8 protein-coding genes and 1 pseudogene are annotated in these 14,457 nt (G+C 55.5%); all 9 read left to right on the top strand.

Features of this window, described 5'->3' with window-relative positions; all coding sequences use genetic code 11:
- The first annotated feature begins 2 nt into the window (after positions 1 to 2).
- The 9 genes and pseudogenes from NMB38_RS03145 (at position 3) to NMB38_RS03105 (ending at position 14,427) form a co-directional block, all read left to right on the top strand.
- On the top strand, positions 3 to 1,259 hold the full coding sequence (locus NMB38_RS03145; RefSeq protein ID WP_494354900.1) for an integrase domain-containing protein: 1,257 nt from the start codon (positions 3 to 5) through the stop codon (positions 1,257 to 1,259).
- Positions 1,260 to 1,414: 155 nt separating this feature from the next.
- Positions 1,415 to 1,540: pseudogene (locus NMB38_RS03140) on the top strand (alkaline phosphatase); the annotation flags it as partial.
- 164 nt (positions 1,541 to 1,704) lie between these two features.
- Positions 1,705 to 2,202: a RadC family protein gene (gene radC / locus NMB38_RS03135; protein WP_494354899.1), complete on the top strand. Its 498-nt coding sequence runs from the start codon at positions 1,705 to 1,707 to the stop codon at positions 2,200 to 2,202.
- Positions 2,203 to 2,218: 16 nt separating this feature from the next.
- Positions 2,219 to 2,401 carry a hypothetical protein gene (locus tag NMB38_RS03130; protein WP_494354898.1) on the top strand — a complete coding sequence of 61 codons (183 nt, stop codon included), beginning with the start codon at positions 2,219 to 2,221 and terminating at the stop codon, positions 2,399 to 2,401.
- A gap of 1,383 nt (positions 2,402 to 3,784) precedes the next feature.
- On the top strand, positions 3,785 to 5,692 hold the full coding sequence (locus NMB38_RS03125) for a DEAD/DEAH box helicase family protein (protein ID WP_494354897.1): 1,908 nt from the start codon (positions 3,785 to 3,787) through the stop codon (positions 5,690 to 5,692).
- Positions 5,689 to 7,242, top strand: a complete 1,554-nt coding sequence (locus NMB38_RS03120) for a hypothetical protein (RefSeq protein WP_198731385.1) — start codon at positions 5,689 to 5,691, stop codon at positions 7,240 to 7,242. Before NMB38_RS03125 ends, NMB38_RS03120 begins: the two co-directional genes overlap by 4 nt.
- Positions 7,236 to 12,650 (top strand): FtsK/SpoIIIE domain-containing protein, encoded by a 5,415-nt coding sequence (locus NMB38_RS03115; RefSeq protein ID WP_494354896.1) that lies wholly within the window; start codon positions 7,236 to 7,238, stop codon positions 12,648 to 12,650. Before NMB38_RS03120 ends, NMB38_RS03115 begins: the two co-directional genes overlap by 7 nt.
- Positions 12,647 to 13,219 carry a GIY-YIG nuclease family protein gene (locus NMB38_RS03110; RefSeq protein WP_494354895.1) on the top strand — a complete coding sequence of 191 codons (573 nt, stop codon included), beginning with the start codon at positions 12,647 to 12,649 and terminating at the stop codon, positions 13,217 to 13,219. Before NMB38_RS03115 ends, NMB38_RS03110 begins: the two co-directional genes overlap by 4 nt.
- Positions 13,216 to 14,427, top strand: a complete 1,212-nt coding sequence (locus NMB38_RS03105) for a DGQHR domain-containing protein (RefSeq protein ID WP_494354894.1) — start codon at positions 13,216 to 13,218, stop codon at positions 14,425 to 14,427. The genes NMB38_RS03110 and NMB38_RS03105 overlap by 4 nt, the downstream gene beginning before the upstream one ends.
- Positions 14,428 to 14,457 lie beyond the last annotated feature (30 nt).

Raw genomic sequence — 14,457 nt, 5'->3', positions numbered from 1 at the left:
GCATGTGCGCTCAAGCCACCCGCCTCTCGGACCTCAAAGTCAAAGCCGCCAAGCCTCAAGAGAAGGACTACGTCCTAAGCGATGGTGACGGCCTTCAAATGCGAGTGAGAAGCAATGGCTCTAAGCTCTGGAACTTCAACTATCGGCATCCGGTGACGAAGAACCGGATCAACATGGGCCTCGGGACCTTCCCTGAAGTTTCATTGGCACAAGCTCGCAAGCGTACCATTGAGGCACGCGAGCTCCTCGCTCACGGCATTGACCCCAAAGAGAAGCGGGATGCAGTGCAGCAAGCTAAGAAGGCAGCGACTGAGCACACTCTCCAGAACGTGGCGACGGCCTGGTATGAGCTGAAAAAGGATGCAGTGACCCAGGCCTACGCTGAGGACATCTGGCGCTCCCTCACGCTGCACATCTTTCCGTATCTGGGACACACCCCAATCTCGACCATAAGTGCTCCTCAGGTTATTAACCTGCTCCGGCCCCTCGAAACCAAAGGCACCCTTGAGACTGTGAAGCGGCTGACGCAGCGACTCAACGAGATCATGACCTACGGGGTCAACTCGGGACTGGTTCACGCGAACCCGCTTAGCGGCATCCGCTCCGTCTTCAAGAAACCGAAAAAGAAAAACATGCTGGCACTACCCCCCGATGAACTGAAAGAGCTCATGGTGGCAATAGCCAATGCCAGCATAAAAAGAACAACCCGCTGCCTGATCGAGTGGCAGCTCCACACCATGACACGGCCAGTGGAAGCTGCGACCACACGCTGGGCGGACATCGATATTGAGAGAAAAATCTGGACGATCCCTGCGGAACGCATGAAGAAACGCCGTACGCATATCATCCCACTCACGGAGCAGGCTCTCGCACTGTTGGAAGCGATCAAGCCGTACAGCGGACACCGAGAATTTGTGTTCCCCGCAGACCGGAACCCCCGGACCCACTGCAACAGCCAGACCGCCAACATGGCGCTGAAACGAATGGGCTTCGAGGGACGCCTGGTCAGCCACGGTATGCGCTCGATGGGTAGCACAATCCTCAACGAGCATGGCTGGGATCCCGAGTTGATCGAGGTAGCACTGGCCCACGTTGATAGAGACGAGGTTCGCAGTGCCTACAATCGTGCGGACTACATCGAGCGGAGACGCCCAATGATGGCGTGGTGGAGCAACCACATCCATGAAGCAGCTACTGGCAACCTGTCGGTCTCAGCCATCAATGACAACCGGGACAGAAAAATCGTCTCGATACGCTAACGTCCGCAATCCAGCCTGTTTCAAGATTGGCGCCATGGTCGCCGTCCAGAACACTGCAGATAGTCCCACCTGACCTACTCCCCAACTTTCATTCTCCATGACGCCCGATCAGCGCTGAGCTGACCGGGCGTTTTTGTATCTGCAAGATAAACACCATGAAAGCACGCTCTATTAACAGCGCCCAGAAGCACCGCCCCGCTCTGCGCCTGGTCAGCACCAAGGAACTACCGCGCAGGGACTGGCTGGCCGTTCGGAAGCGAGGTATCGGCAGTTCGGATGCCCCGAAACAATCATGCCCAAAGATCAACCAGAAGACTCCGCTACACGCCCCTCTCTTGCTGAAAAACTGGAATCCCAGGCCAGGCGCAGCGCCCCGCTGTCCACCGTCCAATAATCATTGGATAGCAGGTCGCTTGCACCTTGCTGTCCGAAGGAGTGCATGCAAATGAAATTTCAGAAAATCAAAGCTGGCGAAGACGCTGGCAGCTACATCGTTCACTCACCTGTTACCGAAACTGAAATTCTACGCTTGGCCTTACAGCTAGCAGCCCGACGGATGTCCAAAGGAAAGCCGTTAACTGATCCATTACAAGTAGCTGAACACCTACAAATGCTTTTACAGGATTATGAGCATGAAGTCTTTGCACTACTAATGCTCGATACAAGACACCGCGTAATCGCTTTTGAGGAGGTGTTCCGCGGCACGTTGGATAACGCCCGCATCTACCCCCGTGAAGTGGTAAAAATGGCGCTCAGCCACAATAGCTCCGCTGTCATACTGGTCCACAACCACCCATCGGGTGACCCGACTCCCAGCTCCGAAGATCGCTTGGTTACTCAAACACTAAAAGCCGCACTTGACCTAATTGGCACCCGTACATTGGACCATATCATTGTTGCCAATGAAGGCTATGTATCTCTCGCTCAGTTGGGCTGGATCTGACAAAAGGAGCCCATGAATGAACCTGATCCGCTTTTTAGTCCTTCTCTTCGTGTTCATCTGCATGCTGGTCGGATGCACTATCGTCATCGCGCTATTGGTACTTGCCATACGGTTCTGGCCTGTCCTGCTGATCCTGATTTTGACTCTCGCTCTATTCAACTGGCTGCTCAGCCGAGTCGGAATCCAAGTGAAGTCCTGACGCAAACCTCCAATACACCTCAAAAGTTATCCCTACATGATCACATGATGCTTGATCTGCAACTCATTCGAAGTATTGACCAGAGAAACAGCCGAAACCCTGATACGCACCTTAGGAGTGTTGAACAGCTTTACTTAACGAATTCAGCGCGCATCTTTCCAAGCGAAGACACCACCCTCTGATCCACTGTGAGAGTACCCTGTAACTCATTCAGGAAGGACTATCCGAGATTGGCATATCGAAAAAGACACCACCGACTTCACTCGTGACGTCCATTGCTTTCATTTCTTAGGCAACGATTACCTTTGCCTACGCTGCGGAGCGAAACACGATAGCCGCTACCAGCGTCATAATGGCCACCCTCTCCACGACCATCGAGTCGTGGAGAGGGTGGCCATATTATTTTTTGCGATTTTAATCAGCTGGTTTGCCCCGAACCAAAAACGCCCAAAGGACTAATCAACCCTAAAAGCAGAAACCTACTTACCTTGACAACTGTCGCAATTCTTTCTCAATATGTCCGCACAACTTCAGCATATCTGTAATAAGTCAGCAAATCAAATTCAACGCTTTATTCTTTCTCTGGTAGTACCCTGGGCTTGCGCCTCATCTGCGGAGGCACCATCATCATGTTTAAGGAGTCACCTATCCAGGAACACCACAATCTAAGCAATCCCTTGATCTCCGAAGCTGCGCTTCCGACTTCTTTCTGAAGCCTGCACACATGATGCGCCCCGACGCCGTATCGAAAAGGTCTCCTCTATCCCAAGCTGATGGAGCCCCTAGTCCGCCTTGCCGCCCTGGTCGAAATGAGCATCACGGCCGCGGAGTTCCACCCTGCGTGCTTCGTTTTTCTGAATTACCACCACAATAGAGTCAAGATCCTCTATTTGAGAGCGCAACAACCTCTGCCTTTGGGTCAAGCGCCTCGAAGCCGAGCGTTCTAAAACTTCACCAGACACCATCGACGAAGCCATCATTCTGGCCGTTCATTGACTGGACTGATTACTCGACGGCTTCAACCTCTGGCGCAACCGTCCGCATCAGGTTCTGACGCCCCGTTTCGTGGCCTGACCCGGTATAATACGGGCCACGCCTTCGTCTCCCGACTTCAGTTGCCCTGCCTGCCTCATGGAGCGCCGCATATGGATAACGCCAGCAGACGCTCAACAATCTTCGCAGCCCTCTCAGCGATGACAGCACCATCGGCAATCAGTTTCTGTTCGGGCAATTGCCCCAACTGTTCGCTTCACTCGACAGAGAAACCCACAAGCATGAGCGAGATACGCTGATCGCCGAGACTACCTGGGATGGCTTGACTACGACTCTGCCAAAGAGAAGCCCGAAGGCTGGCGTAGAAAATGATTTTCATTAGGAAGCGATATGACCACTACACCGCAAGAAGATGAAAGCGATGGGGTTCCACCAGCTAGCGCTTGGGTTCGGTTTTTGCGTAGCTACGGTCCGACATCGAACAACCTGACGATGTTCGACGAGTATGTTTCGAGCGCGCTTGGGCGAGCAAGAGTTAAGCCGATTAGCTTGTCCGCGCCGCAGCTAGAGGACATGGTACGGCACATCGAATCCAAGGCCCCGGGGTCTATCTTGATCGCCGGAACTGCTGGGGATGGTAAAACGTACCACTGTCGTGCCTTATGGGAACGCATCGGCGGGGATCCCAAGGATTGGGCAACCAAGGGCAATGTGAAAGAGCTGCATCTAGCCGATGGGCGTTTGGCTGTCTTCATCAAGGATCTTTCCGAGTTCAATGGCGAGGAAAGCGATCTCCCGTTGCAGCGGCTCGAAAGGTCTGTTCTAGAAGGTGATAATTCCGAGATCGTGATCCTTGCCGCAAACCATGGTCAGATTCTAGATCGTCTCCGCGATTTGGGCAGGCGCCAAGATCGCACCCACCCACTTCGTAAGCCGCTTCAAGAACGCTTCTTGCAGGCCGGCCCGGCGCCTGGTCGCCTAGCAGTGTTCGATCTCAGCCGCTCCACCAGCCGCAAGACACTAGAGGAGGTGGTTGAGGTAGTAGCAGGGCATCCGGAGTGGGACAACTGCAAACGCTGCGCACTCAAGGCAGACGGCAAAGTCTGCCCCATCGACGAAAACCGCCGCAGACTCTTGGGCGAGTCGGATGGTGGCCAGCTCTCTCGCCGCTTGGGAGATTTGGTTGAAATCGCGAGGCTCAATGGGCTACACCTCCCTATGCGCGACTTGCTCGCGCTATGCTCGAACATGATCCTCGGCTGCTCCGATGCCAAGCAGGCCAAGGAGAACCTGATGACCTGTGCCGATGTCGCGAAAATCCAGGAGAGCAGCGATCTCGGTAAAGCCAGTGTCTATGTCAACGCCTTCGGGGCCAATCTGCCCAAGCGAAGGGCTTCTGACCGCCCCATCTTCAAGGCGATGTCCAGCTTTGGCGTGGGCGATGAGTCGACCAATGCAGCTGACGGCCTGCTAGTTTATGGCAAGGATGACTCGCGACTGCAAGCTGACTTCGCTCGTCTGGTCGCGAGCGATCCTATCTACGGGGCCACGATCGCCTTCATTACAGCCCAAGACGCCTATTTGGAGGGGTATGAGGGCGCCCGCTTAGAAGGAGGGTCGGCCGAGTTTCTCTCGATGCTCGAAAACCAGCGGCGCAGGCTTTTCTTCACTCTTCCGGATGGGGAGGCCGGCTATCCGCATTGGTCGATGACCGCGTTCCGCTTTGCTGGCGAATACTTAGAAATCATCAATGCACTTAAAGAGAAGAGGCCTGTCAGCGAGATAGTTCGCGGACTTATCGCCAAGGGCCTCAACCGTGTATTGACTGGCCTTCTTCTTGAAAATGTGGACCGCATCTTTATCGCCAGCTCGGGGGGCTTCACTCAAAGCCGGGTGAGCGTGCTTTGTGATCACGAGACCCCCTCCCGTAAGCAAGGTGGTGTTGGCATGGCGATCAGACTAGTCGAGGAGACGGGTTGCCCTCGACTCGACGTTTCCCTCGCTGCCGGCCCGGGAAGTTCGGTTACCTTCGACTTGACCCCCATCCGTCATGAGTTTCTCTCGCGCATCGCCGAAGGCGCTTTGCCTGCCAGCTTCTCTAACGAATGCCTTGAAGACCTGCTGGCCTTCAAGACCAAGCTCTTGCGCAAGGCTGAGAACGTCAGGAGGGCTGGCATGGCCGGCGATGACGACGAGGTCGGCGGCGAGACCTCCGCACTGACACTCAACTTCATTGATATTGTTGAGCCAGGCGGTCACGGCTTTTCGCGCCCTGTAATTGTGAGGACACAAGAATGAGCGCGATCATCAAGAGGCCCGAGATCAAGAGCGTCGACTTTTGTGTCGACGAGAATATTTGGGGACATCGTCTCTATGACGAGCAGCTTCCGCATCTGACTGTTCTCGAGTTTTTGGGCGTCCTTGGCTCGAACCTGGATCGGCCGCTCAGGCCGCATCAGGAGCTGGGCGGTCCAGTTATCTTCAAGCCGCAGCGGCAAATCCGTTTGCGCGGGCTGCTGTTCAACAACCCCTACGTTGAATCAATTGCAGAAAGCGCTGCGTCAGATGAGGAGAGGTGGAAACAGTGGTTTGAGCGCTTTGATCTTGGGGCAACGGGCAAGGATGATCGAGACATGACCTACCTGCGCCGCTCGTTCACCAGCTTCGAAGACTTCGCCAAGGCCATCGAGCTGCTGCGCTCCTCGTCGTTCGAATCTCGAAGTAATAAGCGCTGGAGTTCCAAGTTCGTATTTCCCTTCGGTCCTGATGCCCTCTATGAGGACTTGGCGATCGATTCACGCGGAAATATGAACAACGACCGTCGTTTCTTCGCCCGTACAGGCGAGCTGCTCTATCTCATGCTCACGCGTGCTAAGCGTGGAGCGGAGCTCGGCGACATCCTTACCAAGCGCCTGTTCGATCACGAGGCGCCGATGAATCGCCTGGCCAGGGCTTTGCAAGGTAAGCCGCAGCATGCCAGCGACCCACGGCCATCAGGTTATCTTCCCGAAACAAGCAATGCGCGCTTTGACCAAATTTGTGAGGACTGGCTGTCAATCCTTGCCAAGGATATGCCGATCTACGACGCTTTGGAGCACTTGATCACGATCACCGGTCTGAACATGCTGCTCTACTTCCTAGAACGAGCCAAGCGGGTCGCTGGCGATGACAATCCGGTTGAGATCATCTGCGAAATCGTATCCAAGGAGCGTACGAAGGTACGAGCGCTCTCTGGCGACAGCTATCAATTCAATCAAGGACTGCCGGCTAAGGCTGTAAGAGCTCACGTCGAGTCGATACGGTTGGACTCAGAATGGGTTGCCGCTGAGTTGGCGGAGTTCCCCGAGGCCGAGCGCGTTAAGCTCATGCGTGAGCGCTTCCAATGGCCGCCTGCCGATAGTGGCGACGATGAAGACTACACGGACAAGAGTCCAGATGAATTGGTCGCAAAGTTGGCCGATAACGCCCTGGCCCGGCATGAGCAGCATGTTGGAAAGATTCATGCTTCATGGTCGCGCGCGATTGGGCTTAGTTCACGCAGGCTTTCGCGGAGAACTCGCTACGCGCCTAACGATCGGCTGCTCAAGTCGATCGTGGTGTCGATCGTGGACGATCGGATGCAGCTCGACGAGTTCCTTGCCGAAGCCAAGCGCAGATATGGTCTGGTGCTGGGGGACGCCGAAGGAGCGCGCTTGGTCGACGCCAAACTAGTCGACCAAGAAGAGCTTAGTGAGAACCGAGACAACCTTGAAGCCCGTCTCGTCGGTTTGGGTCTGGTTCGCAGGCTCTCCGATTCCTGCTCATTTGTAGAAAACCCATTCGCGTTCCAGGGAGAGGCCGCATGCTGACCGATCGTATTATTGGGCGCGTCGGCGCGAATATCCTCGCCCAACGCATATCTAGTCCTGGCCAGCCTAACGATTTGGCGGCTCTCTTCAGGCTCGACAAACTTTCGGCCAATCAAATCGCGGCGGTAGCATGGGCTATCCTCGCTAACCCGGATCTGCTCGCCCAAGTGGACCTCATGATCCCGGAGGCCTTGGTGGAAGGCCAAGGCCTACCGCCAGACATCCTGATTCCGCATAACGCTGGCTACGTCCGCAACAACGCCACTACCGCTAAGGCGGCAATCCTTACGGCTAATGGCAACGAGCACAACCTTGCCGATACCTTGGGCCATGTCATGGCTATCGGTGCAAAGGAGATGAGGGCCGATCCTGCCCCTTGGGTAGACGCCACGCTCCAAGCGGGCGGCATTGCGCCAGTGTCTGACGACCGAGCGGTATTCCAGGCAGCTCTTGGCGGACTGCTCGCCTCCTCGGAACTTTCGCTAGTACAGCTTGGCGAACTCTGCTCCGCCATCGTCGAAGCTATCGCCACCCGTGGGTTGCCCATCCGCGATGCCGTTGGTTTCGCCTTGCCTTGCGCAGGTCTCCCTAGGGACAGTTCCTACTTCTCGAATGCGAAGACTTTCGCAGCCTCACGCAAGCCGTGGCATAAGGCTTTCACCAAGCTTTTCGCTCAACGCGCACCGTTGCTCAAAAAGCTCCGCCAGAATGGTCAGCCTCTCGATCCGGACGAGATCTCCGAGCGTATCGAAGCCAATGCCACAGAAATTTCGGAAGGGGCCCGCACAGCTCTCGATGCCTTCGCCGCCGCACCTGCAGGAGATCAAGAGACATCCAATGCCCTCGCCCAATTCGAGTGGGAAAGCGATGGCGTATACCTGGCCTTCGACAAGCCAAAGGAAAAGCAACTCGGCTTAGCAGAGTCGACGATCCGCTTCTTTGACCATGATTGCGACCAAGAGAACTCGCTCGATACCGAAGGGCGCAAGCTTCTGGAGGACCTGAAGAGCCGTGAGCGGCGATCCGACTTCACTGAGGAGGACGAAGAGTTTTTCATCAAGCAGCGAAGGCTCTTGGAGCAAGACGCCAAACTTTGCTCGCGTTGGGAGAAGGCCCTTTATGGCAAGCCTATCGACTGCAATGACTTCTTCGAGGGCTTCGCCCGGGTAGTGAATAGCTTGCATGCTGGTCTCCGCGACCCGCAAGGTGAACGAATCCTGCGCTTCACCGTGACCAAGGGCCGCAAGGAATGGCGTGAGCGATTTAACTATGACGCCGGTAGTTACTTCTCGGCTATGTATCGCGGCTTAAAGGAGCTCATGGGCTCCAAGGTAGAGTGGAAAGTCGAGCGCTTGGGCAATGCGAATTTGCCCGACCCTCTTTTCGACTATGAAGCCTTCTTTGCCAAAGAGAAGGACCTCCGCAACGATAAGAAGGGCAAGGTCCGCCCAAACTCGTCGCTATCGCGCCAGGCCTTGCAGATCAAGTTCGATGTGGCTTTGATTCAGGTTGCGAAGGACAAAGAAACTGTCTTGGCGAAAACGCAACTCCTTTGGAGCTATAAGCCTACTTCGATCGGTCTGTCGATGGTCGACGACATGCGACGTCTCTTGGAGAAAGGCGCAGTAGGTTGCACAGAGGTTCCCCGCCGGCTCGTAAGCAAGAAGGGTGGTGTACAAAATGTCTCGCTGCTCGACACCGGGACGTTGGAGGCGACGTATTCGACTGACGCGGGTTCACTGGTTCCAGCGGCCAACAGGCTCCGGAGTTTACGTCATGAAATCAAGACTCGGATCAAGGAGCTCGCCGAGGAAGACCGGCTGACCCCGCATCAACAAAACGAGGTAAAAGCCTCTTGGGATAAGTTCGAGGAGGACTACATCGCGGCGATGCAAGACTTCGTCGCAACTGGGCTGAATGGCGATGCCGTCATGCGTCAGTCAGAGTCTTTTGCCAGGCTGCTGAACACTCTCATGGCTCATGCTCGTGGTGACGTGTGTCGCTCACGACTGGTCTCCGAAATACTGTCGGTGGGCACGGTTCGCGTTGCTGGCGACAACCCAGCAATTATCATCCCGCCGTGGCATCCAGAACGCATGAAAGCCCTTGCGGTGAAGACGCGACGCGTTGCCGGTTTCGCCACCCACTTGCTGTCCAGCGACAGCATTCTCTATGGCGATCGCGAGATATTCATGCGCGAGCTATCCGACGAGATCGCCCATCCGTTTTATCCGGAGATCTCGGTCCTCAATCGAGGCGGCGCTATGACGCTGGTTTCGGAGAGCAGCACGGTCAACGGCTACAGCCTATTGGAGTCGCCCACGCGCGGTGCTGAGGAAGCGATGACCGATGTCGATCCTACAGCTGCAGCCAAGCAGGCGCGTGAGCTTCTGGAGCGTTATGTCGGGTTACAGCCCCACGAGGCAAGCAATCTTAGCGTCGTACTCTACAACGCCGATGCTGCCGATCTACCGCTCGCCACTGTCCGCGAACTCTCTTCTATCCAGGAAAATGGCAAGCTCCAATGCAGCGTTTCGGTACGCCACTCAGATCCAGGAAAGCTGCGGCGAGTCTATGGTGAGCTGGTCAACAAGGCCGGGGACGATCCCGATTTGCCAGTGGTCAGCGAGACCAGCGACAACTTCATCTCGAAGTTGCGTATTTCTGTGACGCCCCTATCGGCTACACCAGGCGAGAGTGCTCAAGGATTCAAGGCCTTTGATGTGGCCTTCCTGCATGACGTGGTCGCACGGGCAGCTCAGACGGAGTGGCTCCCCGTGCCGTGGACCAACGATCGGCCCAATTTTGAGCACGCTCCTTCGCGCTGGTCTTATAGGAGCGTATCAGGCGAGAACGAGCTGAAATCGACCACGTTCCTAACCTGCCCATGGCAAACGGCATCAGGATGGACCTATGTATCGGCTGTCGCCGCAGTTTGCCGCCAGACGGACGCTCTACCAGAAGAGCGATTCCTACCGGCACGTCGTATTTCCCTGCAAAATCCAGCGCTGGCAGGAATGATCAAGGACGCCCACGAGCTGGCCGAATGGGTGGCCACCTACGACGAGCTACTCGACAAGCGCCAACTCCAACACAACAACATCACAGTGGTGCGCTACCGCCGAGGCTCGACCAACGGCCGCAATATGATCGTGAGCTCAACCTCCGAGCTCCGGCTACTGGGGGTTCTGGTCCGCAGGCGCTTGGAAGAGTTGAACCTCCAGATCGGACCCGATGAACTCCAGGCCGCTGCAGACAAGGCGAAACGCGACGCGCTCTCGGTCTCGGGCGATATTGTGCTGCGTGCAGCCAAGCGAGGTGTTTCTGCTGGAGAGTTGATTGGCCTGGTACTTAGCCGACACTTACTCGCGGAGGAGTTCAAGTCCGCTGCTGTGGGCGGACAAACCTTGACCGCCTATTTCCTGCTCGACGATTACGCGAGCTGGCTTTCACAACCGGAGAGCCGCATCGCAGACATTTTGGCGCTCAACGTCGAAGAGCACGAGGAAACCGTCCGCGTCGTCATTTCAATCGTTGAGTCGAAATATGTAGGGGCCGACGGACTAGCTAAGGCGCGCCGAGATTCCAAGGATCAGCTCTTGGCAACACTGAGCATGTTCCGTGAGGCGCTTTTTGGTGATCCCGGCCGCCTTGACCGGGACGTTTGGTTGGCTCGCTTGGCCGATTTGCTGATCGACGCAGACGTCCCACCCGGGTTGACTGGCTTAATGGAGCGCGCACGCGCCAAGCTGCGTGAGGGCGAGGTGGAGATTTCGCTGCGTGGCTACTCGCATGTCTATGTCCACAACTCGGATGCCGGCTCGGTCTCGGCATCTGATCAAGAGCTGCTTGATGACTCTGAAGGCGTGGAAGCTTGGCAAGAAGTTTTCGATCGGCCTGACCTGCGAAAACTCGCCGAAGCCTACGCTAAAGGCTCCGGCGGGCACGCAGCTCGAGCAGGTCTTGGGGCCCAACAGCCTTGGGTTGGGCACTGCTTCAAGAAGCCCGCCTCGCGAGTGCCATGGTTGGCCACGATGGGTCTGCTCTCGGGTGGCCAGTCCGACTCCCTTGATGAGGAAGCTTCGGATAGTGATGGTTCGATAACTGCGCTGAACAGCCTGACGGCCGCACCTTCGGATCTGACAGAAGAGCCCGCCCAAGCCTCTGCAGCTATTGCCACTTCAGCGCCTAACCAAGTCACCGCCACGAACATCAACCTCGGACCTGCGCTCTCCGAACTAGTCGCGTCGAAGTTTGCTGGCAATGAGCAAGCCGATGCAGAGAGGGAAGAATGGGCCCAAGATGTCACCAAAAAGCTCAAAGCCGCACTCAACAGCTACGGCCTGCAGGCGGCAATTCTGGGCACGCGCTTGACTCCCAATGGTTGCCTGATCCGCTTGGCGGGCTCTGATCGACTTCGCGTCGAGGATATTGAGAACAAGCGTACACAGCTTTTGACTACGCATGCGATCAACCTCGTCACTGTCCAGCCCAAGCCTGGTGAGATCGTAGTGACGGTTGCTGGCGCAAAGAGGCAGGCTGTGTCGCTCTGGGAGCTTTGGGCGCGTCGAGAGCTGAATAGAAACGTCGCGGGCATCAACACCTCATTCCTTCTAGGGCTTCAGGAGATTAACGGCGCGCTGCTGTATCTGAACTTGGGGTCGGAGTTCGGTAGGCTTTCTTCGCATGAGCCGCACTCGTTAGTGGCGGGAGCCACGGGCAGTGGTAAGTCAGTTTTGATCCAGGCACTGCTGTTGGATATCGCCGCGACCAACCCTAAAGAGCTCGCCCAAATCATCTTGATCGATCCGAAGATGGGCGTGGACTACGCACCATTGGGCGACTTGCCGCATATGCGCGACGAGATAGTCACCACCAAGGAAAAGGCCGCCGAGGTTCTCGAGGCTCTAGTGCAAGAGATGGAGGATCGCTACCGCGCTTTCGCCAAGGCCAGGGCGCGCGACTTGCCAACCTACAACTCAAAGGTTTCCGCCGAAGAGCGGCTGCCGATGGTCTTCCTGGTCCACGACGAGTTCGCTGACTGGATGCTCGATGATGCCTACAAGGCGGCGGTCGGTGCGGCGGTCCAGCGGCTGGGCGTGAAAGCCCGTGCTGCCGGCATCCACCTGATCTTCGCGGCACAACGCCCCGACAAAGATGTGATGCCGATGCAGCTTCGAGAGAACTTGGGTAATCGTTTGATTTTGAAAGTCTCCAGCGAGGCTACCTCCAAAATTGCGCTCGATAGACCTGGCGCCGAGCTCTTGCTGGGACGGGGTCATCTCGCAGCAAAACTCAATGGCGAGCAGGGGCTAGTCTTTGCGCAAGCCCCTTTCCTTAGTGACGACGAAATTGGCGCTGCCGTGGACGCTATTATTCAAGATGCAAGTGGAGAGACTGATCTATGAGCTCGCCGGACCCGACGTCTGCTCCAGCCTCTGCTGCAGTGACTTCCGTCACTGCAGCGATGCCCTCCTCAGGGCTTAGCAATGAGGTCCTTTCCGATATCGTAGATCTCGCCTTCCATGGCGCCATCTACGAGGTCCGGATGCAATACTCCACTAAGGCATGGGCTGCCGCTACGTCATCAAACCATACGTGGACGGAGCTCGCGTTTCCTCCAAACCCAAGAAGCGCCGTGCCAAACCTGCCCGGAGTCTATGTTTTTTTAGTAAGGCCAGACTTATTCGGCCTTCTTCAAACAAGTGGCCTCCTATATGTGGGCAAGGCTACAAACTTGTACCAACGCGTCGGAGCGTACATCTCGGAGATTAACAAGAGGCACTCATTGACCACCCGCCCCCACATCTGGCGCATGCTGAATGTTTGGAATGGCCATCTTCGCTACTTATACACAACCACTTCGACTGTCGCTGACGCCGAAAATTTGGAAGACCGCATGCTGGAAGCTCTTTTACCTTACTTCAACAAAGAATTCCCGGCGGAAACAAGTAGCCGACAGAGGGCATTTCCATGAAAACATCTACTTTACTCCCAGCCATCCGCTCACGGGTAGGCGACTGGAACTTTTATGTCACGACCCTCACATTTTCGGAGGTCGCTGAACTTATTAAGGCGCCTGACGAAATCCACGAACGAAAACAGCTAGCTGACTGGATTCAGCGTGAAGCCATTGAAGCCCATGCGGAGGCCATCGAGGTTTACATAAAGACCTCAAGCCAACGATTCTTAGGCTCTCTAATTGTCGGCGTATACGGAGGGAACCCTGACTGGAGCCCGCTAAAAGTCAAAGTTCCTGCCCATGAGGACGTATCGGAGGAACAGCTTTTACGGATTGAAGGGGCGCTCGGGTTGCTCCATCTTTTTGGCGGCGAAAAACTGTTTGCTATCGACGGGCAACATCGTGTAGCGGGAATCAAGCGTGCTCTCATTGGTGAGCCCGCGGAATCCCTGTTGCGAGATGACTGTGTCAGTGCAATTTTTGTTGCTCATGATCCCAATACAGCAGAAGGGAAAGCACGCACGCGAAGGCTATTCACCACTGTGAATAAGAAAGCAAAGTCGATTGCACGCACACAGACAATCGCACTTGATGAAGACAATGGCTTCGCTATCGTAACTCGCCGACTCATCGACGCTCACCCACTCTTCTCTGATGATGGGGAACGAGTCCTTTATGCAAGTACAGGCGCACTTCCAGCAACAGAGGCTAAAGCTATTACAAGCGTAGTAGGTCTATTTGAACTGGTAAAAGACTTGTACGGAGGCAGCAAAAGTTTCGATCAAAAACGACCCGATGACGAGGAAATCGACAATCATTTTGAATTCTGCTTCGCCTACTTTGAAGCACTGCTAGCGCACGTTCCCGAGTATGTAGAAGTTTTCCAGAATGCAAATGGGCAGCCTGGAGATTATCGAACGGGGGAGCGCAACCATCTTCTCTTTCGGCCAGCTGGCCAAAGGGCTTTCGCTAGAGCGGTTCAACTCCTTGTTGCACGAGGGGTTACGCTTACCGATGCTGTCAAAGTATTACTGACTGCGGAAATGGATATCTTGAAGGACGCTTGGCATCATGTACTTTGGAACCCGGTAACCCAGACCATGGTGACCGGGACAATGATAGTTGCAGAAGCACAGCTTCTTCGCCTGGCTGGTCAAGATACACGCAATACCTCAAGCGCCAAAAAACTAGAGCGTTTGCTCGATTCAGCTAGCAAAGGGTGATGTGACGTTTGGCACCACCTAAACCATGAT

The sequence above is a fragment of the Pseudomonas sp. FBCC-B35 genome (assembly GCF_059133755.1).
The sequence above is the reverse complement of the archived record's forward strand: the minus strand, read 5'-3'. Positions and strand labels throughout refer to the sequence as shown.

Coding starts and splice junctions, on each gene's coding strand:
- NMB38_RS03145 (WP_494354900.1), top strand. CDS start 3: ATGTGCGCTCAAGCCACCCGCCTCTCGGACCTCAAAGTCAAAGCCGCC.
- radC (WP_494354899.1), top strand. CDS start 1,705: ATGAAATTTCAGAAAATCAAAGCTGGCGAAGACGCTGGCAGCTACATC.
- NMB38_RS03130 (WP_494354898.1), top strand. CDS start 2,219: ATGAACCTGATCCGCTTTTTAGTCCTTCTCTTCGTGTTCATCTGCATG.
- NMB38_RS03125 (WP_494354897.1), top strand. CDS start 3,785: ATGACCACTACACCGCAAGAAGATGAAAGCGATGGGGTTCCACCAGCT.
- NMB38_RS03120 (WP_198731385.1), top strand. CDS start 5,689: ATGAGCGCGATCATCAAGAGGCCCGAGATCAAGAGCGTCGACTTTTGT.
- NMB38_RS03115 (WP_494354896.1), top strand. CDS start 7,236: ATGCTGACCGATCGTATTATTGGGCGCGTCGGCGCGAATATCCTCGCC.
- NMB38_RS03110 (WP_494354895.1), top strand. CDS start 12,647: ATGAGCTCGCCGGACCCGACGTCTGCTCCAGCCTCTGCTGCAGTGACT.
- NMB38_RS03105 (WP_494354894.1), top strand. CDS start 13,216: ATGAAAACATCTACTTTACTCCCAGCCATCCGCTCACGGGTAGGCGAC.